This window comes from Ewingella americana ATCC 33852, assembly GCF_000735345.1.
GTDB classification, from domain to species: Bacteria; Pseudomonadota; Gammaproteobacteria; order Enterobacterales; family Enterobacteriaceae; genus Ewingella; species Ewingella americana.
Genome location: NZ_JMPJ01000026.1, coordinates 80,617 through 106,311, shown reverse-complemented (window position 1 = coordinate 106,311; position 25,695 = coordinate 80,617). Strand labels below are relative to the sequence as shown.

The following is a 25,695-nucleotide window of genomic DNA, read 5'->3' as shown; positions in this document are numbered from 1 at the left end:
TCAATCCTTCTAAAATTCGTTAATTAACGTTTAACGCGTCATTGACCAGATCTTGTTGCTGCTTCTGGTGAACGGACATATAGCCAACTGCCGGAGAGGCAGACGCTGGACGTCCTGCGTAACGTAAAGAAGCCCCGAAAGGAATCACTTCACGGAAATTGTGTTGGCTACAGTACCAGGCACCCTGGTTCAGTGGCTCTTCCTGACACCAAACGAAATCATGAACGTGTGAGAATTTCTCAAGCACTTCCTGAATTGCTTTGTGCGGGAATGGATACAGCTGCTCGATACGAACGATGGCGACATCAGTTTGCTCGTTCTTACGACGTTGCTCCAACAGGTCATAGTAGACCTTACCGGAACACATCACGACGCGCTTAACTTGCTTCGGATCCAGCTCGTCAATCTCACCGATTGCCGGCAGGAAGCTACCGTTTGCCAGTTCATCCATGGTCGAAACGGCCAGAGGATGACGCAACAGTGACTTAGGTGACATCACCACCAGCGGACGGCGCATACCGCGCAGCGCCTGACGGCGGATCATGTGGTAAACCTGAGCCGGGGTCGACGGGATACACACCTGCATGTTCTGCTCGGCGCAGAGTTGCAGATAACGCTCCAGACGCGCAGAGGAGTGCTCTGGACCCTGCCCTTCGTAGCCGTGTGGCAGCAGCATTACCAGACCACACATGCGACCCCACTTCTGCTCACCGGAACTGATGAACTGGTCGATAACCACCTGAGCACCGTTCGCGAAGTCACCGAACTGTGCTTCCCAGATAGTCAGGGTGCGTGGTTCAGCGGTGGCGTAACCGTATTCGAAGGCCAGAACTGCTTCTTCAGACAGCACGGAGTCCCAGACGTTGAACTCGCCTTGGCTGTTATGAATGTTGGACAGCGGTACGTAGACAGAACCGTTTTTCTGGTTGTGAACAACAGCATGGCGGTGGAAGAAGGTGCCACGGCCGGTATCTTCACCGGAAATACGGATTGGAATACCTTCGTCGACCAGTGTTGCGTAAGCCAGATTCTCGGCGCCGCCCCAGTCAAACTTCTTGTTGCCTTCGGCCATTTCAATACGGTCGGCGTAGATTTTCGCCACGCGAGCCTGCATTTCAATGGCTTCTGGAACATGGCTGACGCGGCGAGCAAGTTCTTGCAGGCGCTTAGGTTCAACCTTGTTCGGGTACTCTTCATCCCACTCGTGGTTCAGGTACGGAGACCAAGTGAAGGTGTGCATGTCATTTTGACGCCACTCTTCCACTACGCAGTCGCCCGCGTCCAGCGCGTCACGGTAGAGATTAACCATTTCGGTCGCATCTTCCGCACTGGCGACATTCTGCTCAGCCAGAATATCGGCATACAGTTTGCGCGGCGTAGGATGTTTTTTGATTTTCTGGTACATCAGCGGCTGAGTTGCACTTGGCTCATCGGCTTCGTTGTGGCCATGACGGCGGTAACAAACGAGGTCGATCATCACATCACGTTTGAAGGTGTTGCGGAAATCCAGTGCCAGACGAGTCACGAAAGCCACGGCTTCCGGGTCATCCGCGTTGACGTGGAAAATAGGTGCCTGCACCATTTTCGCGATGTCAGTACAGTAGTCAGTAGAACGCGCATCTTTCGGGTTAGAGGTGGTGAAACCAACTTGGTTGTTGATAACGATACGCACGGTACCGCCCACTTCATAACCGCGAGCCAGTGACATGTTCAGGGTTTCCTGAACAACGCCTTGGCCGGTGATGGCTGCGTCACCGTGAATGGTGATTGGCAGAACCATGTTGCTGCGCGCTTCGTCCAGACGATCACGACGGGCACGAACAGAACCGATAACCACTGGGCTAACGATTTCCAGATGCGATGGGTTAAACGCCAGCGCCAAGTGAACCATGCCGCCTTCGGTTTCCACGTCGGAGGAGAAGCCCATGTGGTACTTAACGTCACCGGTGCCCAGATGTTCTTTATGCTTACCGGCAAATTCGTCGAACAGGTCCTGAGGCTTTTTACCCAGCACGTTGATCAGCACGTTCAAACGACCGCGGTGTGCCATACCCAGCACCACTTCACGCGTCCCGTTTTTACCGGCGTGACGAATCATCTCTTTCAGCATCGGAACCAGCGCGTCGCCACCTTCCAGCGAGAAGCGTTTTGCTCCCGGGAATTTAGCGCCGAGGTAACGTTCCAGACCTTCAGCAGACGTCAGCTCTTTCAGGAAGGTTTTCTTCTCTGAATCGTTGAAGTTAGCGCGCCCTACCACGGATTCGATACGCTGCTGGATCCAGCGTTTCTCTTCGGTGTTAGTGATGTGCATGTACTCAGCGCCGATAGAGCCGCAGTAGGTTTGCTTCAGTGCTTTGTACAGCTCGCCGAGCTGCATGGTCTCTTTACCAATGGCAAAAGAACCTACATTGAAGGTTTCCTGGAAATCAGCTTCAGTCAGATTGTGGAAAGCCGGATCCAAATCAGGCACGTCGTCAAGTTTCCACAAGCCGAGAGGATCAAGATTTGCATTCTGGTGGCCGCGGAAGCGGAAGGCGTTAATCAGCTGCAACACTTTAACTTGCTTGGCATCCGTTTCCGGATCGCTGATAGCGGAGTTATAGCGAGAAGCGTCTTTTGCCAGACGTCGGAAATAATCGCGTGTTTGAGAATGGAGTTGCTCTGGTTTGACACCCACTGTCGGAAGCTGTTTAAAAATTGAACGCCAGCTATCGTCAACGGAACCAGGATCGGTTAAGTAGTCTTCATAGAGTTGTTCTATGTAAGACTGGTTTGCACCCGCCAGATAGGAGGAATCCAGCCAGGCCTTCATTGCGCCGTTCTGCATCGTGATCCCTTAAGCATTGAAGCTTTAGTTTTCGCCGTGGTTAATAATATTGACCGTGATACACCGTGGTAAGACGGTTTTCCATACATATTCAGTTCATTGGTCTGGAGCCTGTGGCTCTGTCAAGGAACCTCCAAAAATCAACTTGCTGCCTCGTATTGCATGTTGGCTTTTGGCGCTACCCTGCGTTATCCGACCTTATTATTTTCTCCTGTCCCTATACTACTCCAATCGAGGGCAACTTTGTTGCACCTTGTTGCGAATATGTTACCAATAACTCACTTAATGTTAGCGGGAACCTGGGTTCCCGCTAGTGAACATCATCTTACTGACTCAGGCACCGCGCTGAAGCAGCATCGATTTGATGTGACCGATAGCCTTGGTAGGGTTAAGGCCTTTAGGACACACGCTGACACAGTTCATGATGCTATGGCACCGGAATACACTGAAAGCGTCGTCCAGATTATCCAGACGAGATTGCGTTTCTGTGTCACGGCTGTCGATCAGGAAGCGATAAGCAGCCAGCAAACCGGCCGGACCCACGAATTTGTCCGGGTTCCACCAGAACGACGGGCAAGACGTCGAGCAGCAGGCGCAGAGAATACATTCGTACAATCCGTCCAGCTTTTCGCGCTCTTCCGGCATCTGCAAGTGCTCACGCGCCGGAGGATTCTTCCCATCATTCAACAGGTAAGGTTTGATTTTCTCATACTGCTTGTAGAATTGCCCCATATCCACAACCAAGTCACGCACAACAGGCAGACCCGGCAGAGGACGGATAACAATCTTCTTACTGCCTTTCTGTAAAGCCGAGACTGGCGTGATACAAGCCAGACCGTTTTTACCGTTCATGTTGATACCGTCTGAGCCACAAACGCCCTCACGGCAGGAGCGACGGAAAGAAAGGGTTGGGTCCTGCTCTTTCAGCTGGATTAACGCGTCCAGCACCATCATGTCGCGCCCTTCTTCCGCTTCCAGTACGTAATCTTTCATGTACGGCGCGTCGTCAACATCTGGGTTATAGCGATAAATCGAAAATTCGAGTTTCATAATCTGTCTCCGCAACGCCCTAGTAAGTACGCGCTTTCGGCGGGAACGCCGCGCGAAGCTTAGGCTGCATGTTCACCTCACGGCGAGTCATGCTCTCAGTTTCCGGTTGATAAAGCGTGTGGCAGAGCCAGTTAGCATCATCACGATCTGGGAAGTCGAAGCGGCTGTGCGCGCCACGGCTTTCAGTACGGTAGTTCGCAGAAACGGCGGTGGAGAATGCGGTTTCCATCAGGTTATCCAGCTCCAGACATTCAACGCGCTGGGTGTTGAATTCTGTTGAAGTGTCATCCAGACGGGCATTTTTCAGACGCTCACGGATCTCTTTCAGCTCTTGCAGACCTTTCGCCATCGCATCGCCTTCGCGGAATACCGAGAAGTTGTGCTGCATACAGGATTGCAGGTCTTTACGAATCGCCACCGGATCTTCACCTGAACGGGTGTTGTTCCAACGGTTCAGACGCTCAAGGGCGTGGTCGATATCATCTTGCGATGCATCGCGGCTGTCGCCTTGCTCGTTGATAGATTCTTGCAGATGCAGACCCGCCGCGCGGCCGAAGACCACCAGGTCGAGCAGTGAGTTACCCCCCAGACGGTTTGCACCGTGAACGGATACGCAGGCAATTTCACCTACCGCGAACAGACCTGGGATCACCACGTCTTCGCCTTTCTCATTCACACGCAGCGCCTGACCGGTCACCTTGGTCGGAATGCCGCCCATCATGTAGTGACAGGTTGGGATAACTGGGATTGGCTCTTTAACAGGGTCAACGTGAGCAAAGGTACGAGACAGCTCAAGGATACCCGGCAGGCGAGATTCCAGAACGTCTTTACCCAAGTGGTCAAGTTTCAGCTTGGCGTGTGGGCCCCAAGGACCGTCACAGCCACGACCTTCGCGGATTTCGATCATGATGGAACGCGCCACCACGTCACGACCCGCCAGGTCTTTAGCATTAGGTGCGTAACGCTCCATGAAGCGCTCGCCGTCTTTGTTCAGCAGGTAACCACCTTCACCACGGCAACCTTCGGTCACCAGCACGCCCGCGCCCGCGATACCCGTCGGGTGGAACTGCCACATTTCCATATCCTGCACCGGAACGCCTGCACGCAGTGCCATACCTACGCCGTCGCCGGTGTTGATATGTGCGTTAGTGGTGGATTGGTAAATACGGCCTGCACCGCCGGTCGCCAGCACGGTGGCTTTCGCTTTGAAGTAAACCACTTCGCCGGTTTCGATACAGATTGCAGTACAACCGACTACCGCGCCGTCTTGGTTTTTCACTAAATCCAGTGAATACCATTCGGAGAAGATAGTGGTGCCGTTTTTCAGGTTCTGCTGATAAAGGGTGTGCAACAGGGCGTGACCTGTACGGTCGGCCGCTGCCGCAGTACGTGCCGCTTGCTCGCCGCCGAAGTTCTTCGACTGGCCACCAAACGGACGCTGATAAATTCGGCCGTCGTCAAGACGGGAGAAAGGCAGACCCATATGTTCCAGCTCAAGAATCGCTTCCGGGCCGGTTTTACACATATATTCAATCGCGTCTTGGTCACCGATATAGTCGGAGCCTTTCACGGTATCGTACATATGCCATTCCCAGTCATCCTCATGGGTGTTGCCGAGGGCTACGGTGATACCGCCCTGCGCAGACACCGTATGGGAGCGGGTTGGGAATACTTTAGAAATCAAGGCACAAGTTTGGCCTGTTTGTGAAATCTGTAATGCGGCACGCATACCGGCGCCACCTGCACCGATAACGACAGCATCAAACTCTCTGACTGGCAGACTCATTGACTACGCTCCCCAAACAACAATTGTTCCATAAAGTAGATAAACCACTAACGTCACGACGATAGCCAGTTGCAGCACCAGTCGAACAGCCAGAGGCTTGACGTAGTCCGTTAACACCTGCCACATGCCAATCCACGCGTGGATCAGAATCGAAAGCAGCGTCAGCAGGGTAAATACTTTGGTAATGGAGGAAGCAAAGAAGCCTTGCCAGACATCAAAAGTAATGTCCTGAGCCATCACAACGAAGCCCAGAATATAAAGGATATACAGCGTGATAACGATCGCCGATGCGCGCAGCAGCAGCCAGTCGTGGACACCATTGCGTCCTAATGCCGAAACATTGTTTACCATACGAAGACTCCAGCCAGAATTGACAGCACGACGGTAAGACCGATCACCACTTGGGCTGAACGGGTACCGACAGCTAAACTCTCTTCGATATAGCCGAAATCCATCAGCAAGTGACGAATGCCACCGCAGACGTGATAGGCCAGTGCGGTGAGTATTCCCCAAAAGATGAATTTCACAATGAAGCCATTCATGATTTCAGCTGCGTGTGCAAACCCTTCAGGCGAAGAGAGTGACATGCCGAGCAGCCAGAGGAGGATACCGACAGCGACGAAGGTAATGACGCCGGAGACACGGTGTAAGATGGACGCTATTGCAGTTACGGGAAACCGGATCGTTTGCAGATCCAGATTGACAGGTCTTTGTTTTTTCACGGTTTTGCCCACACACCTCATAGAACCTTTTCGTGATCGCGGCTGTCGCAGTGATGACGAAGGTCTTTTTATTTTCCTTCCTCCGGCCTTGGCGGTGTTCAGACAGCATCTATCCTGCGTTCTTGAAATTGTGGATGCGTTGGCCGCTTTCACTCGCACGAATCACTTACCGACGTAAGCTCATCGTGACTCGCTCAATTGCCGCCTTCCCACAATTCCAATTACTTGGATATATTAGAGCTTAAGCTCCACATTTTCCGCGCTCAAACAACGACATCCGATGTGCTTAAACGGCGCAAAAATGAACTCCTTCAGTGCTTTTCCATTGACCTGAAAGACAAAAGAAGGTGATGCTGGGTGCTCCTACTTCGGGTTACCCGGAGACCTGGCGCAAAGTATAGGTTGATCACATTCCTATTACAATTCCCCTACAAACGCTTTGGTCACATTTCTGCGAAACAGTGATTAGGCTCCCATTTTTCACAATCCAAACAAAATAAATTATGTAGTTTGACATTGGATCAACATTTCCATTACATATTAGCCATTCGCTCACATCCGTGATGACTACGACAGACATATCCACCCTTCCCTGTTACGCCAAGTTATGCAAAAGTGGGGATTGTGTTATATCCATAACCTTGTCGTAAGTACTGATCCACCGAAAGCTGAGTAACAGAATTGTAAGATCTATCGAATCTTTAACAACGATGAAGTGTCGCCTTTCCGTCAAATCGTGATCCAAGGTCACAGCCGATTGGCTCTACGTTCCCTTTCTAAAATCGATCGCAGAGTCCACCGAAATAATAATGACGGGGATTGAGGTGATATTTTAGGCTGTTCAGTTGTTGACGATTTTTAAAATAAAGGCGCTAAGGAGACTGTAAATGGCTGATAAGAAAGCGACACTTACCCTACAAGGTCAAGATCCTATTGAACTCAACGTGCTATCTGGCACCTTGGGACAGGACGAAATTGACATTCGTACTCTCGGCTCCAAAGGCTTGTTCACCTTTGACCCCGGCTTTACTTCTACCGCATCTTGCGAATCAAAAATTACTTACATCGACGGTGACGAAGGCGTTCTGTTGCACCGCGGTTTCCCGATTGATCAGTTGGCGAAAGAGTCAACCTTCCTGGAAGTGAGCTATTTGCTGCTGTACGGCGAAGCGCCAACTCAGGCTCAATACGAAGATTTCAAAAAAATCGTTGAACGCCACACCATGGTTCACGAGCAAATTACTCGCCTGTTCCACGGTTTCCGCCGTGACTCGCACCCAATGGCCGTGCTGTGCGGCGTGACCGGTGCTCTGGCGGCGTTCTACCACGACTCTATCGACGTGGAAAACGAGCGTCACCGCGAAATTGCTGCTTACCGTCTGCTGTCCAAAATGCCGACCGTTGCCGCCATGTGTTACAAATATTCCATCGGCCAACCGTTCGTTTACCCGCGCAATGACCTCTCCTACGCTGGCAACTTCCTGCACATGATGTTCGCAACCCCTTGCGAAGAGTATGTGGTGAACCCAGTGCTGGAACGCGCAATGGACCGAATTCTTATCCTGCACGCTGACCACGAACAGAACGCATCAACCTCTACCGTGCGTACCGCAGGCTCTTCTGGCGCTAACCCATTTGCCTGTATCGCGGCGGGTATCGCATCTCTGTGGGGACCGGCTCACGGCGGCGCCAACGAAGCTGCACTGAAAATGCTCGAAGAGATCAGCAGCGTCGATCACATCCCAGAATTCATCAAACGTGCGAAAGACAAAAACGATTCGTTCCGTCTGATGGGCTTCGGTCACCGTGTTTACAAAAACTATGACCCACGTGCCACCGTAATGCGTGACACTTGCCACGAAGTGCTGAAAGAGCTGGATCTGAAAGACAACCTGCTGGAAGTGGCGATGGAGCTTGAGCACATCGCGCTGAACGACCCGTACTTCATCGAGAAGAAACTCTACCCGAACGTAGACTTCTACTCAGGTATCATCTTGAAAGCCATGGGTATTCCTTCTTCCATGTTTACCGTTATCTTCGCGATGGCGCGTACCGTGGGCTGGATTGCACACTGGAACGAAATGCACCAGGACGGCATCAAAATCGCTCGTCCACGTCAGCTGTACACCGGCTATGACAAACGTGATTTCAGCTCTCAGGTGAAAAAGAAATAAGTCTGTCAGCAGACGAGAAAAAGGCACTCATTGAGTGCCTTTTTTATTGCTCAAAACCTAGTGCTGACAGCCGGGACAGTGGAAAAATGGCCGGGTAGACACCGAGGTTTTGACGATGGTTTCGCCGCAGCGCTTACAGGTCTTGCCTGCCCGACCAAATACCCGAAAGCTGAACAGCGCGCCGTGGTGTTTGTTCTCCTGCACCTGTCCGCGCGTGGCGTAAGACAAACGCGCAATCGACAGACAAGCGTCAGCCAAGTCATCTAGCTGCTGTTCATTCAAGTCTTTGGGTTTATGCGCGGGAAGCAGCTTGGCCTGCCAGAGGATCTCCGCCCGCAGGTAGTTACCCAGCCCGGCCAGGAAAGCCTGATCGAGCAGCATGCCGCCCAGCTGACGATTGCGGAATTTGGTAGAAACTAGCCGTTCGCGCACTTGCTCCACCGTCAATGTCTCATCCAGCACGTCAGGGCCAATGCGCTGCAAGAACGGATGATTCTCTATCTCGTCGCTGGCCCACATCTCAATCTCAGACGCACTGTAGAGCAGAATGGTGCCGTCGGTGCTTTGCAGCTTCACCCGCAGCGAACGCTTGCTCTCCTTCGGCTGCTGGCCCGCCTCAACCACCCGCCAGACGCCGTACAGCTGATTATGGCTGTAGAGGGTTAATCCGTTAGAGAAGTGCGTCAGCAGCGCCTTACCGCGCGTTTCAATCGCCGTGATCTGCGTACCAATCAGCGCCGACTGGTAGGGCTGTAATTCGGGAAAAGCAAACCAGACGTCGGTCAGCGGTTTATTGACCACCGCGCGCACTAACTGGTCAGCGGCGCGGCGAATTTCAGGACCTTCAGGCATCAGTGCGTCGCGCCTCCCGCAACCCTCAAATCTTCCTCAGTATGCAGGGCAATGGCGATGGTCAGCTCGAGCGCTTCAAGCACGGTTTTCACCGACATACTCGGCTGGCTGGGGTGTTTTGCCGCTTGTTCCGGCAAATATGGGATATGAATAAAGCCGCCCTTCACCACCTTGCAGCCCGGCTGCGCCAGACGATGCAGCAGGCCGTACATGATGTGGTTACAGACGTAAGTGCCCGCCGTCTGTGACACCGAGGCTGGAATGCCCGCCTCGCGCAACCCGCTGACAATCGCCTTGATTGGCAGCAGTGAGAAGTAGGCCGCCGGGCCGTCGGCGACGATAGGCAGGTCGACCGGCTGGTTGCCGTCATTGTCGGGGATGCGTGCATCATCGACGTTAATCGCCACACGTTCGACGCTAAAATCAGTCCGACCACCCGCCTGCCCCACCGCGATCACCATCGCCGGATCCACTTCATCAATAGCCGCGTTCAATGCCTCAATGGCTTTACCGAACACGCAAGGCAGTTGGCGGATCACAATGCGTGCGCCGGAGATCTCCAGATCTTCTAACTTCTTCACCACTTCCCACGAAGGATTAAGGCGCTCCCCGTCAAAAGGCTCAAAACCGGTTACCAGAACTTTACGCATAAGAGATCCTTGTATTGATTCAGGCCGAAACCTGAATATTTTGCTGGCGAAACGCTTCGCGCAGGCTGCGGGCGAAGGCCAGAGCGTGCTCGCCGTCACCGTGCAGGCAGACGGTATCGGCCTGCACCGGCACCGCGACACCCTCACGGCTGACCACTTTCTGCTGCTGAACCATCATCAGCGTCTGCTGCAAGGCCAGCTCATCGCTTTCAATCAGCGCGTCTGGCTGGCTGCGCGGCACCAAATTACCGCTGCTTTGGTAGCGTCGGTCGGCGAACACTTCCTGCGACGTCGCCAGCCCCAAACGCTTTCCGGCGCGGATCAGCTCACTGCCCGCCAGCCCCACCAGCTTCAAGGCTGGGTCTACACTGTGAACCGCGCGGGCGATGGCGTCGGCCAAGGCCGGGTCCGTCGCCGCCTGGTTGTAGAGCATGCCGTGCGGCTTGACGTGAACCATCTTGCCGCCCTCGGCGCGGGCGATCGCCGCCAGCGCCCCAAGCTGATATACCACCTGCGCATAGACCGTTTCCGGCGGCAGCTGCATCGCCGTGCGGCCAAAGTTTTCGCGATCCGGGAAGCTCGGGTGCGCGCCAATCGCCACGCCATATTGCAGCGCCCAACGCACCGATTGCAGCATGGTTTGGGCGTCACCGGCGTGGAAGCCACAGGCAATATTGGCTGAACTCACCAGTTGCAGCAGGGCCTGATCGTTGTCGCAGCCCTCGCCGAGATCGGCATTTAAATCCACTTTGATATTAGCGGCCATGCAGCCCCCACTTAATCTGTTCGATAAACCGCTCTTGCTCTTTCGACGCCTGTTGGGCTTCTTCCAGCGAGCATTTGACGAAATGCACCGGCTCGCCGAGGCGGATCTGCGCCAAGTTGTAGAGGTCCGCTTCAATCACGCAGGCAATGCGCGGATAGCCACCGGTGGTCTGCGCGTCGGCCATCAGCACGATTGGCTGGCCGCCGTGCGGCACCTGCACCACGCCTGGGATCAGGCCGTGGGACAACATTTCGCGGTCGCTCTCACGCTTCAGGCTATGGCCGTGCAGGCGATACCCCATGCGGTTGCTCTGCGGGCTGAGCTGCCACGAGGTGCGCCAAAACGCCTCGCGCGCCTCTTCGCTAAATTCCAGATATTCCGGCCCCGGCAGAGCGCGAATGCGGTTGCCAAACAGCAGCTGTTTGATGCCGGTCGACTGCTGCGGGGTCTGGCCTTTCTTGCCGAGCGGCAGCTTATCGCCATCGCGCAGCGGGCGGCCTTCTAAGCCACCAAAGGCCGTTTTAAGGTCGGTGCTGCGCGAGCCGAGCACCTCCGGCACGTCGATACCGCCGGACACCGCCAGATAGCTGCGCATGCCGCGCGCCGGGGTTTTGAGGGTGATCACCTGCCCGGCTTTCACTGGATAGCGCCAGCCGGTCCACAGCACTTTGCCATCCAGCTCGGCATGGCAGCCTGCGCCGGTCAGGGCTATCCAGCCCGCGCGTTTGAATTCGGCGCTGAACTGACCGAGGGTGATTTCCAGCCCGGCGGCGTTTTGTTCATTGCCAACCAGCAGGTTAGCGATGCGCAGCGCCGGGGCGTCCAGCGCGCCGGTCTGGCTGACACCCAGCTGGCGGTAGCCGCCGCGGCCTAAATCTTGAACTGTGGTAAAAATACCTGCGCGAATAATGCTTAACATACCCCCTCCTTTTGCGGCACAAAGCGCACTTTATCTCCGGGACGCAGCAGGCTTGGCTGAGGCTGGCGCGCGTCGAACATCGCCAGCGGCGTGTGACCAATAATTTGCCAGCCGCCGGGGGTGATCAGTGGGTAAATGCCAGTTTGGCTGCCACCAATGCCCACTGAGCCAGCAGGCACCGCCAGCCGAGGCTCCGCGTGACGCGGGGTGTTGAGCTTCTCCGGCATGCCGCCGAGATAAGGGAAACCGGGCTGGAAGCCGAGGAAGTAGACGATGTACTCGGCGCTGGCGTGGCACTCCACCACTTTGCGCGGTTTCATGCCGGTATGCTGGGCTACAAATTCCAAGTCAGGGCCGTGCTTGCCGCCGTAAATCACCGGGATTTCAACCACTCGCGACTCCAGCTCGACCGACTCACTCTCTTCCCACCACTGCTGAAGACGCTCGATGGCGTCCAGCACAAAGCTTTCAGGGTCGGTCAATAACACCGTCAGATTATTCATGCCGGGGATCACTTCGCGCACGCCGGGATAGTCCTGCAAACGCTGGGAAAGTCCCCAAATGCGTTGCTGACTGGCTAATGAAACTGGCGGTTCAAGTTCCAGTACCACCGCGCGTTCGCCCAACAGGTAACACCGTGCTCGTTGCACTCAAACACTCCTCAAAAAAGCCGTTGTTGATGCAGCCGTAAAAGCAGCTGTTAAATAAACCGTAGAAAGAAAATCGTTAGACTGGAAACAGTTATGCGGGAAACGGACGGACGATGTCAACTCGCCAACCGCCGCTTTCGGACCCCTTTCAGGTTTCGCCCGCGTGTTTCAACTGCTACTCTCATTCTGTTGTTGTTTTGTTAATCGCTGGCATTGGTGTTGCAGCAAGGCAGCAAGGGAAAGAATCCCGATGAGCTGACTGAAGTCAGTGATTCGGGTTCTTGAGCGCGGCGAACACCGCTGCAACGTCAAGGACAGAGGGAGATGATTTGAAAAAGCCGCTGGCATTATTCTTTCCGCTTTACACCACTACCCTGCTGATGCTGCTCGGCTCGGGGCTGCTCACTACTTACATCTCCCTGCGGCTGTCGGCTATCCACGTCAGCGGCGCAATGATTGGTGCCATTATTGCCGCCAACTACATCGGGCTGGTGATTGGTGGCAAAATCGGCCATATCCTTATCGCCCGCGTCGGCCATATCCGCGCCTATGTCTCCTGCTCGGGGATCATCACCGCCGCCGTGCTAGGCCACGGCCTGACTGAGATGATCCCGATTTGGGTAGTGCTGCGCCTGATCATCGGCCTGTGCATGATGTGCCAATATATGGTGCTGGAGAGCTGGCTGAACGATCAGGCGGAAGCCGCCCAGCGCGGCGTGGTGTTTGGCTTCTACATGGTCGCCTCTTATCTCGGCATGGCGCTGGGGCAAGTGGTGCTGATGATTAACGACGGGCTGGGGGTCAGCACGCTGATTATCATCGCACTCTGCTTCTCCCTCTGTCTGGTGCCGATTGCTCTGACCACTCGCACCAATGTCAGCCATATGTCCCCCGCGCCGATGGAGCTGAAGTTCTTTATTGGCGCCATTCCCAAGGTGCTGGCTACTACCCTGCTGATTGGCATGGTGGTCGGGTCGTTCTATGGTCTGGCGCCGATTTACACCAGCCAGCAAGAGCTGACGACCCAGCAAACCGGCCTGTTTATGGCGCTGGCGATTTTCGCCGGGCTGCTGGCGCAATTCCCCCTCAGCTGGCTGTCGGACCACTACAACCGCAACATGCTGATGCGCATTAACGCCGTGCTGCTGGCGGTCACCGCGCTGCCGCTGGCTATCTTCACTCATATCTCTTTCCCGGTGCTGCTCGGCGTCGGCTTTGTGGTCAGCCTGATGCAATTCACCCTCTACCCACTGGTGGTGGCCTTGGCGAATGACATGATTGAGCCGGAGCGGCGCGTTTCCCTTTCCGCCTGTCTGTTGATGGCCTTTGGCGTGGGTGCCTGTATCGGCCCGCTGGCGGTGGGTGCGCTGATTGAGCCGCTGGGCGGCAATATTCTGTATGCCTTCTTCGCCCTGTGCGGCGGCGGGATTGTGGCCCTGAGTCGGACGTCAGCCAAAGAGGAAGAGACAGTGATGGCGGTGGATGCGCCACTGCCGCATATCGCCATGCCAGACAGCTTGAGCAGTTCGCCGCTGTCGCCAGCTTTGAACCCGGCCTTTGATGAGCAGTTGATTCAGGAAACCATGCCCGCACCGGAAATGGCCAATGAAGACGCCGCCGCCAATGATGATATTGAGAAGGAAGAAGAGGAAGAGCCGAGCGCCTTCGCGCCACAGGGAGCAGACCCTGACGCCGATACCGGCTTGCAGCGCGCCTTCACCCTGTTAGAAGAAAGCGCGCCGGAGGAGCCGCCCGAAGAGAAAGAGCGGCGGGTGCTTTAATGGCTAAAAATAGACTCTTAGGCCGGGTTGTCGATGTCGATGAACGTCACATCCAATCCATGCTCGGCTTGTAGCCACTCGCCCAAGGCTTTCACACCATAACGCTCGGTGGCGTGGTGGCCCGCGGCGTAGAAGTGCAGGCCCATTTCGCGGGCAATGTGAATGGTCTGCTCGGAGACTTCGCCGCTGATAAAGGCATCGACGCCAAACTCCGCCGCCTGCTGAATAAAGCCCTGACCGCCGCCGGAACACCAAGCCACGCGGCGGATCTCCGCCGGGCCGCCCTGCGCGCTGTGCAGCACGTTGCGGTCCAGCAGCACTTCAATACGCTGGCGCAACGCTTCGCCGCTGAGTGGCGTTTTCAGCTCGCCGAAAGGCACCAGCGGCATCACCTCACCCAGCACCTCAATGCCAAACATTTTTGCCAGCTGTGCGTTGTTGCCCAGCTCCGGATGGGCGTCGAGCGGCAAGTGGTAGCCGTAGAGGTTAATGTCATTCAGCAGCAAGGTTTTCAAACGGTTGCGCTTCATGCCGCGCACCACGGCTGGCTCGTTTTTCCAGAAATAGCCGTGGTGAACTAGGATAGCGTCGGCCTTGTGCTCCACCGCCGCGTCCAGTAAAGCCTGAGAAGCCGTCACGCCGGTCACGACGCGTTTGATCTCCTTGCGCCCTTCCACCTGCAAGCCGTTCGGCGCGTAGTCATGGAAGCTGCTGACATCAAGTTTCTGATTAATCAAGGATTCAAGCTGAAGGTTGTTGATCATATCGGTCTCTCATGGGGTCTGAATATTTAGGGTGATGATAACTGACAAGCCGCCAACACCCAACCTTGGCGCAGCATCCTGCTGTGCTATTCGCGCCCGCTCGCCACGGCTTTGTGAGTTGTTGCGAGGTTGTAGCAGCATAAAACTGCTATGTTTTGTGGAGCCTAAACCCCTACAGCTTGGGCATAAACATAAAACAGAAATGGAGCCTGTCACCTTGTCAATTTTGCAATTACTCAACCAACACCCGGTTATCGCCGCCGTCAAAGACACCGAAAGCCTGAATGCCGCGCTGGAGTCTGACTGCAAAATCATCTCCGTGCTGTATGGCAATATCTGCAACATTGGGGCGATTGTTCAGCGCATCAAAAAAGCTGAAAAGTACGCCTTTATCCATGTCGATTTGCTGGACGGCACCTCAAACAAAGAGATTGTGATTAACTTTCTGAAAATCGTGACCACCGCCGACGGCATCATTAGCACCAAGGCATCGATGATTAAAGCTGCTAAGGCGCAGGGATTTTTCGGCATTCATCGCATGTTTCTGCTCGACTCCATCTCCTTCCACAATATTGATAAACAGGTGGCGCAGTCGAATCCTGACTGCGTGGAGATTTTGCCCGGCTGCATGCCGAAAGTGCTGGGATGGGTGTCAGAGAAGATAAATTTGCCGATTATTGCTGGCGGGCTGGTGTGTGACCATGAAGACGCAGTGGGCGCGCTGAATGCCGGTGCGGTGGCGGTTTCCACCACCAACACCGGCGTCTGGCAGTTAAAATTCTAAGCGTGATAGAGCGGGCAGAAGGCTTTCTGCCCGCCAAAATCAAGGTTGGGAGCTACTTCTCAATCGGGTAAATCGTGCCGCTATTCATGATCCCCTGTGGGTCATAGACTTCCTTCAGCGCCTTGAGAATATAGTAGGCGCTGCCGTGTTCGTCGCGCGTCCAGTGGGTGCGGTGCTTGCCGATACCGTGGTGATGCACCATCGAGCCGCCCTGCTTAATCGTCTCCTCGACGATGATTTTATTCAGCGGATTATGGTACTTGTCGATCTCCTCCTCCGGCTTGCAATCCACCACGTTGTAGTCATACACAAAGTACATATTGGTGCCGTTAATGTAGCTGTGCGAGGAGTGGCCCCCGAGCATGGTGATGTCCTTGGCGTGCGGGAACTCGGTGCGAATACGCTGAATCACGTTGGCATAAATCGTGTGAATGCTTGACCAGTCGCCGGAGACTTCGGTGGTGAAGCCCATGTTGTTGGTACGCAGGATCTGCTCGCGCTCGGCGGCGACTTTCTCAGGCCCCCAGTTCAGTTGGTTGAACCACGCCTCGATAAGCTTGCTGTCGACCTTTTTGCACTCGGCGTGGCGGGCAACAATCGCTTCAATTCCCTCGCCGGTGGCGCGCGCGATGCCCGCCGAGCCTTCGGCCATGAAGATCAGCACGCACTTGCCGTCGGCAAAATGGGTGAAGTGCTGGCTGCCATCCTCCGCGTCGTATAAACGGGCAATTGACGGGCGATAGCCATCCACCATGACTTCACGCAGGATGTCGAAACCGGTCTGCATATTGTCGAGGGTGTAGCCATAGAACAGGTTGTTTTCCGGCATGTATTTGAAGATTTTCACCGTCACTTCAGTGATGTAGCACAACGCCCCTTCGTTGCCGATGATCACGTGGCGAATGTCCGGGCCCGCCGCGCGGCGCGGCACGTTTTTAATGCGGGTGATAGTGCCGTCGGGGAAGACCGCCTCCAGCCCCACCACCATATCTTCAATCGCACCGTACAGTGTGGAGAGCTGCCCAATACTGCGGGTGGCGACCAGACCGCCCATCTGCGCCAGCGGCTTAGATTGCGGTGAGTGTCCGGTGGTGTAGCCCTGAGCACGCAGCTGGTTTTCGAGGATTTCCAGCGGCACGCCGCACTCGGCGGTGGCCTGCATGTTGCGAATATCAATCTTAATAATCTTGTTCAGCCCGGAGCCGTCGAGCACCACCGAGTTTTTCACCACGGTTTCAAGCCCGCCTTCAGTGGCTGACGCCCCGGTGCGCGGCACGCAGTTAATCTGATGCTGATTTAGAAAAGCCAGCACCTCGGAGACTTGCTGAGTATTTTGTAATTTCACCACCGCCGCCGGTAATGGCAGAGTGAAAACATTATGGATATCAGCATATTTGCGGAAACGGTCAACGCTGTTTTTCTTTAATACTTCTTCATCGGTGATCACCTGCGCGGGGCCGACGATCTCTTTTAAATTCTCAACAATAGCTTCGCGTGATAAAGACATAAGTGATCCTTTCTGCTTATTAAATTAAAATGAATTTTCAAAAAAATATAATCTTGCCGGTCACTCGCTGGCACACCGGAAATAACGAATTAGCGAACTAAATAACCGCCATCCACCACTAACAGATGGCCATTGACATAATTGGATGCGCGACTGGCGAGGAATACCATGGCGCCCATCAGGTCCTGAGTTTCGCCCCAGCGATTGGCGGGAATATGGTCTAAGACGCGCTGATTGGTGACCGGATTTTTACGGGTTTCCGCCGTAATATCCGTGGCGTAATAACCCGGCGCGATACCGTTGACCTGAATATTATATTGGCCAAGCTCGTCACAATAAGCCTTAGTGAATCCGGCCAGCGCGTGTTTGGTGGCGGCATAAGCCGGTGACCACTGCCCGCCCAAATAAGAAAACAGCGAACAGATATTGATTATTTTTCCCTGATTATTCGGGATCATAATTTTCGCCGCCTCGTGGCTTAATTCAAACGCCGCCGTGAGGTTAATATCAATCATCGGGTCCCAATCTGCGCGGTCGAAATCTAGCACCTTATTCAGCTTACAAATCCCGGCGTTATTGACCAGAATATCCACCGTGCCGTAAGTCTCCAGACACTGGGCAATCACCCGCGCCGGTGCGCCTTTTTCGGTGATATCAACCTGCATAAATTCGACGCGAACTCCTTGCATTTCAATCAGCTCGCGAGTCTCGCCTTTATCCATGATGAAGCTTGGGATAAATAAATTGGCTCCGGCTTTGGCCAGCGCGACAGCAAAAGCCTGACCTAAACCGCTATTCCCGCCGGTGACAATGGCGGTTTTCCCTTTCAGCGAGAAAAAGTCCATCGAGAATTCGTTGAGCGCATTTAATGACATGGTGAAGTTCCTTGTCTGGAAAAAAACCAAAAAAAAAGAGAAAAGCAGATCTTCCCCTAGGGGAAGCTACTTTTCTCATCGTCTCTAGTAACTGGCTTAAAGAAGTACCACATTAAATCGCGGTGATAAAGCGATCTGGATCACAGAAAAAATCTTTGGCAATTTTGTGATTATTCTCACGGTAAGCAAGAAGAACGCCGTGTTACTACTAATTTTAGTTACCAGAGATAAAGAGAAAAGTAACTTCCCATTTTGGTGGGAAGCTTGCTTTTCTCTTTTTTTTGGCCTGAATAAATCTAAGAACATTGAGGCTACATCATGGAACAATCTAATTTTCGTCGCTGGTTGGCACTCATCACAATAAGTATCAGTGGCGGTGTCAGCTTTGACTTAGCCTACCTGCGTTATATTTATCAAATCCCCATGGCGAAATTTATGGGATTCTCCAACACCGAAATCGGCTTAATTATGAGCACTTTCGGCATCGCGGCGATTATTCTTTATGCACCCAGCGGGATTATTGCTGACAAGTTTTCTCATCGCAAAATGATGACATTTTCCATGATAGCTACTGGCCTGCTGGGGTTATTAATGGCTACCTATCCGCCGCTGTGGGTGATGATTTTAATTCAAGTTGCCTTTGCCATTACCACGGTATTATTACTCTGGTCCGTGTCGATTAAAGCCGCGTCATTATTGGGCAGCCACGAGGAACAGGGGAAAATAATGGGCTGGATGGAAGGCTTGCGCGGCGTCGGCGTGATGTCCCTCGCGGTCTTAAGCATGTGGGTTTTCTCGCTGTTCGCACCCGATAACCCCAATAGTTTGAAGGCGGCTATTCTGGTCTACAGTCTGGCCTATATCCTGCTCGGCGTGCTGTGCTGGTTCTTGGTCAGCGACGGTTTTACCCGCGCCGCGCCACAAGAGGCGAAGTCACAACACCCGACCTTTGGCCTGAAAGACATCATCGCGGTGCTGAAAATCAGTACCACGTGGTATTGCAGCATGATCATCTTTGGCGTCTACACCGTCTTCGCCATCCTCAGCTACTCCACCAATTATTTAACCGAGATGTATGGCATGTCGCTGGTCGCCGCCAGCTATATGGGCATTGTGATCAATAAAATTTTCCGCGCGCTCTGCGGCCCGTGGGGCGGCATCATCACCACTTACACCAAGTTAAAGTCGCCCACTCGGGTGATCCAGCTGCTGTCATTGGTCAGCGTGGTGACACTCTGCGCGCTGCTGGTCACCAATCAGCATCCCACTTCGGTGGCGGTCGGCGTTGGCCTGATCCTGCTGCTGGCGTTTGCCTGCTACGCCTCGCGCGGCCTCTATTTCGCCTGTATCGGCGAAGCGCGCACGCCGAAGTACATTATGGGGACCACGGTGGGTATCTGCTCGGTGATCGGCTTTTTACCCGACGTCTTCGTCTATCCTTTGGTCGGACATTGGCAAGACACCCTGCCCGCCGCCGAGGCTTATCGCAATATGTGGCTGATGGGGCTGGCCGCCACCGCGCTGGTGATTATTTTCACCGCCCTGCTGTTTAGCAACATGGCGCGCAGCCGCAATGCCTCGGCCAAAACCGTTTTACCGACTCATCTTGCAGACTAATTTCATCCTGATTTTTACCGGAGCCTGACATGGACAAGAAATATTTAATGGGCATCGACGTCGGTACGCAGAGTGCCAAAGTGGTGATTTTCGACACCGACGGCAATGTGATTTGTGAAGGGAAACAGGCACTGCGCAAGCTGGATATCCCCGCGCCGCAGCTGGCGGAGCACCCCGACGATGACCTGTGGGCCTCCCTCACTAGCGCCTTTAACAGAGTGATGGAGAACTTTCAGGCGTTGGGGGGTAAATCGCAAAATATTCTGGCAATGGGGCTGTGCGTAATTCGCTGCTGCCGGGTTTTACTGAAGGAAAACGGTGAGTTAGCCTATCCGGTGATTAACTGGATGGATAAACGCCTGAACAAGCCTTATGAGTATCAAGAGGCGTATCGCGGGGTGAAATACGTCACCACCACCTCGGGTTACATCACCCATCGCCTTACCGGCGAGTTCCGCGACACCTGCGCCAACTACATCGGGTGGTGGCCGATGGACAATGACACCCTTGACTGGAGCACCGATCCCGCGCAGTGGCAAAGCTGCAACCTGACCCGCGATGCGGTGTTTGACGTGGTGAAGCCCGGCGAGGTGCTCGGCACGTTGACTGAAGCCGCCGCCCGCCGCCTCGGGCTGCATGCGGGCATTCCGGTGATTGCCACGGCGCATGACAAAGCCGTCGAAGCGCTCGGCGCGGGAACCCTGGAGCCGGGCGTGGCGCTTATCTCGCTTGGCACTTATATCGGCGCGATGGTGCATGGCAAAGAAAACCGTCAGGACGCGAAGAATTTCTGGCCGTTTCAGGCTTCGGTGCCGGGCCGCTATTTGTATGAGTGCATGGGGGTGCGGCGCGGCATGTGGACCGTCAGTTGGTTCCGCGACCAGTTTGGCGCGGCGGCGCAGGCAGATGCCCAACGGCAAGATTTGAGCATCGAAGATTTGCTCAATCTGGAAGCCAGCCAAGTTCCGGCGGGCTGCGAGGGGCTGCTGACCGTACATGACTGGGCACCGCCATCGGAAGCCGAGTTCCGCAAAGGCGCAATGATTGGCTTTGATGGCCGCCACACCCGTGGGCATATGTATCGCTCAATGCTCGAAGGCATCGCCTTCACCATGAAAAATCATATGGATAAGATGGCCGAGGAGCTGGGCATTCCCTTCAAGAATTTGATTATTTCCGGCGGCGGCGCCAACAGTGACGTGTTTATGCAGATATTTGCCGACATCTTTGGCATCCCCACCCGGCGCAATGCGATGAAAGGCTCGGCCGCCGTGGGATGCGCCATCAATGCCGGAATGGCGGTGGGCGTGTTCGACGATTATGCAAAGGCCACGCAGAAAATGGTGCGAATGGGTGAGCATTTCAGCCCTAACGCCGCCCACCATCAGTTGTATAACCAGCTTAATCAGCGGGTTTATCAACGGGTTAATGCGCAGTTAGACCCGCTGTTGCAGGCGCTCAGCCCGCTGGTTGACTGACCGACGAGGGGGAAGCTGCGGTTTCCCCTTTTCACTTTGCTTGCTTTAGAGTTTCAGCGAGTCGCCCTGCTGCATCCTGACAAACTTCACGCCAAGGTCATTGCCTTCCTGCAACTGCCGCATGATTTCAGCCTCCGGATTTTCACCGGCTTTCAGGCTAGGCTTGATGTGGCTGATGATCACACTCAGCCCGTCGAGAGAGCCTTTGCCGCCGCTGCCGGTTTCCAACACTTTCAGCTCTTTCAGCAGCCACTCGGGAGTCAGATGACCAAACAGCTTGCCGTCGGCGACGTCGTCGGGATAAGAGGTTTCGATGATGATGCCCTTGAGCCGCTTGGCTTTCACCTCGGCACTCAGCACCTGCCACACCGTCGCCAGATTGTTCGACTTCTCCACGGCATCCGGGCCGGTATCGCCAAAGTAGGCAAAGGACTCTTTATTGCGACTGAGCAGGATCATGCTCGACGCCGTGCCGCCGTGGCTGAGGGGGTAAATCACGCCATCAAGCCCGGTGAGTCCGACGGAAAAACGCTGGGCCGGGCGCGGCGCATTCAGGCGGTAAGTGCCGATACGCAGGCCGCTGCCAGCATCCGTGAAGTTCGGCCACACTTTGCCGTTGAAGTAGTGCTGGCGGAGGGTGCCGATGGTATCGGCCGTGCCGTAAATCGGTTTTTTACTGTCTTCCGGAGAGCTAATAATAAGCCCGGCAAGGTGGTCGAGATGGCCGTGGCTGATGAAGTAGCCGCCAATCAGATTGCGGAAAACCGCGCCCTGCGGGGTGTAAGGCGCGGCGTTTTCTGCCGTCACCTGAGGAAAAGCGCCCTTGTCGAGCGCCTTGCTGATCCCCGGCAGAACCGAACCGGCATCCAGCCCGAGATAGAGTTTTTGGTCATCGCTGCGAATCAAATAGGAGGTCAAATTGCCCTCCTCAACGCCGCCGTGAACGCCCAGCGCCACCACGTCAAAACCTGCGTATGCCTGACTCGCGGAACACGCCAGGATCAGCGCCAACATTTTGTTTCTCATCACATCGCTCCGTGTGTGGTGAAGATGTCTGTTGGTTCTCAGCCCTGTGGCTGATTCCCTCGTTTCGCCGCCTCGAACGCCGCCAATGTGTCTTTACGGGCGGTGGAGTGATCGATAACCGGCTGAGGATAGTCTAGCACGCGCTGGGCTTTCTCAGCCCATTGATGTGGCTGGTGAATTCCCTTTTCTGGGACATCGGTCAACTCTGGCACCCACGCCTTGATAAATCGCCCAGCTTTGTCGAAACGCTCGCCCTGGGTGGTGGGGTTGAAAATGCGGAAGTACGGCGCGGCGTCGGTGCCGGTAGACGCGCCCCACTGCCAGCCGCCATTGTTGGCCGCCAAGTCGCCATCCAGCAGTTGTGACATAAAGTAGCGTTCGCCCTCGCGCCAGTCGATCAGTAGGTCTTTGACCAAGAAGCTGGCGACAATCATCCGCAGACGGTTGTGCATCCAGCCGGTGGCGTTCAACTGACGCATGGCGGCGTCGACAATCGGATAGCCGGTTTTACCCTCTTTCCACGCCTGTAAATCTTCCGGCGCGTGCCGCCAGCGGACATTATCCGTCCAGTCGATGAAAGGCCTGTGTTTGCACAGCATCGGCCAAGCCACCAGCAAGTGGCGGTAAAACTCGCGCCACACCAGCTCATTCAGCCAGCCAAAGGCCCCGCCGTCCCGGCGTTCGAGCACGTCCGGGCATTCGGTGCGCAGGCGGTTAAAGCACTGGCGCGGCGACAGCACGCCAATGGCTAAATAAGGGGAAAGCGAGCTGGTGCCATCGATGGCAGGCAGGTCGCGCTGCTCGAGGTAATCCTGCACCTGTTCACGGCAGAAACGGCGTAAACGGTCACGCGCCGCCTCTTCGCCGATCGGGAAGTCATCGCCAATCTCCTGCTGCGGGTGATCGAAGGGAGTCAGCGCGTGCAGTTTGACTTCGCCGTCGATGTCGCGGGCCTGCGGCGCAGGCAGCGAGCGGCTGTCGGACTCGGTCAGGCGCTCAAGAAAGGCGCGGCGAAACGGCGTGTAGACCTTATACATGCTGCCTTCGCCGGTAGTAACCGAGCCGGGCGGCAGCAGCAGGCTGTCATCAAAACTGCGGCAAGTTATCTCGCCGGAAATCAGCTTTTCGAGAGCGGCATCGCGCTCACGCTCGTTGATTTCATACTGGCGGTTGTAAAACAGCGCTGACACTTTTTGCTCGGCGCAGAACTCCTTCAACCAAGCATTGCTGGCGGCGAAGTCGTCGCACTGGTGGTAGAACAGCGGAATGCCGCGCTCGGCCAGCGAAGCCTGTAAAGCCTGAACGTGCTGGTAAATAAACGCCGCCTGACGCGGCGCCATCACGTGCTGCTGCCACTGTTTCGGCGTGGCGATAAATAGCGCAATCACCTTAGCATGCAGGTCTTCGCAGGCGGCGTGCAGCGCGCGGTTATCGGTGATACGCAAGTCGTTACGGAACCAGACGAGGTGGGTAGTCATAGTGATCCTTCATTAATGGCCATAACGTAACCGGAGAGCCTCTGGATACGGCTCAAAATATCGCTGATCCGCCAGATAAGCGTCCGGATACTCAGCCATATAGTGTTTAAGCAGGGTAATAGGTGCCAGCAGAGGCTGAACGCCCTGACGGTAGCGGTCGATAAGCTGGGTCAACTCTTGGCGCTGGTGTGCATTAAGCTGGCGGCGGAAATAGCCCTGAACATGCATCAGCACGTTGGTGTGATTGCGGCGCGTGGCTTTGTGCTGCAACAGGTTCATCAGCCGCTGGCGATACTCGATGAAGTAATCTTCCAGCGAGGTCCACTCGGCCATGCCCGCCACAAATCGGCCTAACTCGCGATATTGCGGCTGGGAGTGAGCCAGAAGCGAAAGCTTGTAACGGCTGTGGAAAGCCATCAGTTTGCCGCGCGACAGACCGCTGGCCCGCAGCTGGTTAAGCTCATATAAGGCAAACACGCGCTCGACAAAGTTCTCACGCAGCACCGGGTCATTGAGCCGACCGTCCTCTTCCACCGGCAGCCACGGGTAGCGTTTCATCAATGCGGCGGCATAAATCCCCACGCCGCATTTCTTGCCATCTTTGCCATTGGCGCTGTATACCCGCACCCGCTCCATGCCGCAGCTCGGCGACTTGGCGCAGAGAATATAGCCACACAAATGCACCAGAGGCTCGATGCGCTTTTCGGCATAGCTCTGCATTTTCTCTGTGACATCAATGGATTCATCATTACTGAAACGCATCGCGACGCCATCATCCTGACGCACAAGGCGCAGCGCGGGGCGCGGCGTCGGCAGGCCAATTGCCATCTCAGGGCAAATCGCTTCGAAGCGCACATAGGGCGCAAGTTGCTCAACGGCAAACGCCAGCCGCTTGTGGCCGCCGTCAAAACGCACGTTCTCCCCCAGCAGGCAGGCACTGATGCCGATTGGAATCTGTTCACTCATTAGCAACTCCCTGATGTTGTTAGTCATGACAGTAAGGAAGAGAGCTTTTTACCCTCGTTATTAGACAGTATAAGTTATACAACAAAATAATGTTGTACAGCTTTAGATTGAGGTAATAAAAAACCCCGACTGAAAAGCCGAGGTTTTTTTGGTCATTTCTTTATTGGGAGGAAGTCATCAACGCAACCCCACACCCCATCCCAGCCTTCCCCTCCTGAAAGGGGAAGGAGCAAGGATTAAAAGAAGTCCTGAGAAGCCATTTCAGCATGCGACAGCCAAACTGGCTTATCGCTGGTTTTGAGCCAGACGCGGTGTAAATAACTATAAAAACGGGCGCGGTCTTGGCGGAACAGCATTACCGGTAATGCCAGCACGCCTGCGGCAAGCACCAGAGCGCGGCGAACAAGAATACGGGTCAGCGTATACGGCGTGTAATCAGACATAGCGTTGCTCCTTTCGGAAATGTTTAAGAATTAATGGAATCTGTAAATTGAACAAAATTTTACCGCAACCGCTGAAAGTTTACTACTCATCTGACCACTTAAAGTGTAAAAAAACACCAAATTTTGCCTATCCCTGTAATTGAGTTACAGAAAGGTTAAATAAAAACACTTTTTACATTTCATTTTTATAACAACTCGATCACCTATCAGATTTTTATTCTCCCAGCCATTGGCGTTGTAGTAAGCCCCAGTAGCACAGGGCCAAATCCCAAGCCATTTGAGTTTTATCAAGGCGGCAACTGAATGAATCCCAGGAGCTTACATAAGTAAGTGACTGGGGTGAGTGAGGGCAGCCAACGCCGAGACAACTCAAAGGGCGCAGGGATTTTTATATAATTTTTATACGAGGGACTGCTTTCTTTTCAGGATCTTTGCCTGCGATTCCCTATCCTCGCTGCAACATAAAAAAACACCTGTGGAGGTGGACTGTGACTGTTGGCGTAATCTGCGGCGCACTGCTGGTTCTGTTGTTACTCGGCTACTTGGTTTATGCCCTGCTTAATGCGGAGGAGTTTTAAAA

Annotated in this window: 23 protein-coding genes; 6 read left to right on the top strand and 17 right to left on the bottom strand. The window is 54.6% G+C overall.

The window, feature by feature from the left end; translation table 11 throughout:
* Window positions 1-19: 19 nt before the first annotated feature.
* The 5 genes from sucA to sdhC all read right to left on the bottom strand — a co-directional run bounded on the left by sucA (window position 20) and on the right by sdhC (window position 6,397).
* Window positions 20-2,827, bottom strand: coding sequence for a 2-oxoglutarate dehydrogenase E1 component (gene sucA / locus GEAM_RS03925; RefSeq protein WP_034788472.1), 2,808 nt, complete (start codon window positions 2,825-2,827; stop codon window positions 20-22).
* 333 nt (window positions 2,828-3,160) lie between these two features.
* Window positions 3,161-3,877: a succinate dehydrogenase iron-sulfur subunit gene (locus tag GEAM_RS03920; protein ID WP_034788470.1), complete on the bottom strand. Its 717-nt coding sequence runs from the start codon at window positions 3,875-3,877 to the stop codon at window positions 3,161-3,163.
* A 19-nt stretch (window positions 3,878-3,896) separates the two neighbouring features.
* Window positions 3,897-5,663 (bottom strand): succinate dehydrogenase flavoprotein subunit, encoded by a 1,767-nt coding sequence (gene sdhA, locus GEAM_RS03915; protein ID WP_034788466.1) that lies wholly within the window; start codon window positions 5,661-5,663, stop codon window positions 3,897-3,899.
* A gap of 3 nt (window positions 5,664-5,666) precedes the next feature.
* Window positions 5,667-6,014 carry a succinate dehydrogenase membrane anchor subunit gene (sdhD, locus tag GEAM_RS03910; protein ID WP_034788463.1) on the bottom strand — a complete coding sequence of 116 codons (348 nt, stop codon included), beginning with the start codon at window positions 6,012-6,014 and terminating at the stop codon, window positions 5,667-5,669.
* Window positions 6,008-6,397 carry a succinate dehydrogenase cytochrome b556 subunit gene (gene sdhC / locus GEAM_RS03905; RefSeq protein WP_034788669.1) on the bottom strand — a complete coding sequence of 130 codons (390 nt, stop codon included), beginning with the start codon at window positions 6,395-6,397 and terminating at the stop codon, window positions 6,008-6,010. Before sdhC ends, sdhD begins: the two co-directional genes overlap by 7 nt.
* 875 nt (window positions 6,398-7,272) lie before the next feature.
* Between sdhC and GEAM_RS03900 the strand changes: the two genes are divergently transcribed.
* Window positions 7,273-8,559, top strand: a complete 1,287-nt coding sequence (locus GEAM_RS03900) for a citrate synthase (RefSeq protein ID WP_034788460.1) — start codon at window positions 7,273-7,275, stop codon at window positions 8,557-8,559.
* A 57-nt stretch (window positions 8,560-8,616) separates the two neighbouring features.
* Here the strand turns inward: GEAM_RS03900 and nei are convergent, their stop codons facing one another.
* From nei to pxpB, 5 genes are read right to left on the bottom strand one after another with little or no spacing between them, the layout of a single operon-like run.
* Entirely contained in the window at window positions 8,617-9,411 is a 795-nt protein-coding gene (gene nei, locus GEAM_RS03895) for an endonuclease VIII (RefSeq protein WP_034788458.1), read from the bottom strand.
* A complete protein-coding gene (gene pcp / locus GEAM_RS03890; protein WP_034788455.1) occupies window positions 9,411-10,061 on the bottom strand; it encodes a pyroglutamyl-peptidase I in 651 nt (216 codons plus the stop codon). The genes nei and pcp overlap by 1 nt, the downstream gene beginning before the upstream one ends.
* A gap of 19 nt (window positions 10,062-10,080) precedes the next feature.
* Complete coding sequence (gene pxpA / locus GEAM_RS03885) at window positions 10,081-10,815, bottom strand: 5-oxoprolinase subunit PxpA (protein WP_034788666.1); 735 nt, start codon at window positions 10,813-10,815, stop codon at window positions 10,081-10,083.
* 1 nt (window position 10,816) lies between these two features.
* On the bottom strand, window positions 10,817-11,746 hold the full coding sequence (gene pxpC / locus GEAM_RS03880) for a 5-oxoprolinase subunit PxpC (RefSeq protein WP_034788453.1): 930 nt from the start codon (window positions 11,744-11,746) through the stop codon (window positions 10,817-10,819).
* Window positions 11,740-12,396 carry a 5-oxoprolinase subunit PxpB gene (gene pxpB / locus GEAM_RS03875; RefSeq protein WP_034788450.1) on the bottom strand — a complete coding sequence of 219 codons (657 nt, stop codon included), beginning with the start codon at window positions 12,394-12,396 and terminating at the stop codon, window positions 11,740-11,742. Before pxpB ends, pxpC begins: the two co-directional genes overlap by 7 nt.
* Before the next feature lie 329 nt (window positions 12,397-12,725).
* Between pxpB and GEAM_RS03870 the strand changes: the two genes are divergently transcribed.
* Entirely contained in the window at window positions 12,726-14,177 is a 1,452-nt protein-coding gene (locus GEAM_RS03870) for an MFS transporter (RefSeq protein ID WP_034788448.1), read from the top strand.
* Between the two features lie 17 nt (window positions 14,178-14,194).
* Here the strand turns inward: GEAM_RS03870 and GEAM_RS03865 are convergent, their stop codons facing one another.
* Window positions 14,195-14,941, bottom strand: coding sequence for a type 2 GTP cyclohydrolase I (locus GEAM_RS03865; RefSeq protein ID WP_128124558.1), 747 nt, complete (start codon window positions 14,939-14,941; stop codon window positions 14,195-14,197).
* Between the two features lie 217 nt (window positions 14,942-15,158).
* On the opposite strand from GEAM_RS03865, the gene GEAM_RS03860 reads away from it, so the two are divergent.
* The gene (locus GEAM_RS03860) at window positions 15,159-15,725 is read left to right on the top strand and encodes a glycerol-3-phosphate responsive antiterminator (protein WP_034788659.1); all 567 of its coding nucleotides are present in this window, start codon (window positions 15,159-15,161) and stop codon (window positions 15,723-15,725) included.
* 52 nt (window positions 15,726-15,777) lie between these two features.
* On the opposite strand, the gene GEAM_RS03855 is transcribed toward GEAM_RS03860, so the two are convergent.
* Both GEAM_RS03855 and GEAM_RS03850 read right to left on the bottom strand, forming a co-directional pair.
* Complete coding sequence (locus tag GEAM_RS03855) at window positions 15,778-17,232, bottom strand: FAD-binding oxidoreductase (protein WP_034788447.1); 1,455 nt, start codon at window positions 17,230-17,232, stop codon at window positions 15,778-15,780.
* Window positions 17,233-17,321: 89 nt separating this feature from the next.
* The gene (locus GEAM_RS03850) at window positions 17,322-18,107 is read right to left on the bottom strand and encodes an SDR family oxidoreductase (protein ID WP_034788444.1); all 786 of its coding nucleotides are present in this window, start codon (window positions 18,105-18,107) and stop codon (window positions 17,322-17,324) included.
* 318 nt (window positions 18,108-18,425) lie between these two features.
* On the opposite strand from GEAM_RS03850, the gene GEAM_RS03845 reads away from it, so the two are divergent.
* Entirely contained in the window at window positions 18,426-19,724 is a 1,299-nt protein-coding gene (locus GEAM_RS03845; protein ID WP_034788441.1) for an MFS transporter, read from the top strand.
* A 29-nt stretch (window positions 19,725-19,753) separates the two neighbouring features.
* On the top strand, window positions 19,754-21,202 hold the full coding sequence (locus GEAM_RS03840) for an FGGY-family carbohydrate kinase (RefSeq protein ID WP_034788440.1): 1,449 nt from the start codon (window positions 19,754-19,756) through the stop codon (window positions 21,200-21,202).
* 45 nt (window positions 21,203-21,247) lie between these two features.
* On the opposite strand, the gene GEAM_RS03835 is transcribed toward GEAM_RS03840, so the two are convergent.
* The 4 genes from GEAM_RS03835 to GEAM_RS03820 form a co-directional block, all read right to left on the bottom strand.
* Complete coding sequence (locus tag GEAM_RS03835; protein WP_034788437.1) at window positions 21,248-22,228, bottom strand: MBL fold metallo-hydrolase; 981 nt, start codon at window positions 22,226-22,228, stop codon at window positions 21,248-21,250.
* A gap of 38 nt (window positions 22,229-22,266) precedes the next feature.
* On the bottom strand, window positions 22,267-23,706 hold the full coding sequence (gene phrB / locus GEAM_RS03830) for a deoxyribodipyrimidine photo-lyase (RefSeq protein WP_034788434.1): 1,440 nt from the start codon (window positions 23,704-23,706) through the stop codon (window positions 22,267-22,269).
* Between the two features lie 12 nt (window positions 23,707-23,718).
* Window positions 23,719-24,672, bottom strand: a complete 954-nt coding sequence (locus GEAM_RS03825) for a YbgA family protein (protein ID WP_034788431.1) — start codon at window positions 24,670-24,672, stop codon at window positions 23,719-23,721.
* Window positions 24,673-24,908: 236 nt separating this feature from the next.
* Window positions 24,909-25,115 (bottom strand): YbfA family protein, encoded by a 207-nt coding sequence (locus tag GEAM_RS03820; RefSeq protein WP_034788430.1) that lies wholly within the window; start codon window positions 25,113-25,115, stop codon window positions 24,909-24,911.
* 488 nt (window positions 25,116-25,603) lie between these two features.
* On the opposite strand from GEAM_RS03820, the gene GEAM_RS23070 reads away from it, so the two are divergent.
* Complete coding sequence (locus GEAM_RS23070; RefSeq protein WP_100937756.1) at window positions 25,604-25,693, top strand: K(+)-transporting ATPase subunit F; 90 nt, start codon at window positions 25,604-25,606, stop codon at window positions 25,691-25,693.
* Window positions 25,694-25,695 lie beyond the last annotated feature (2 nt).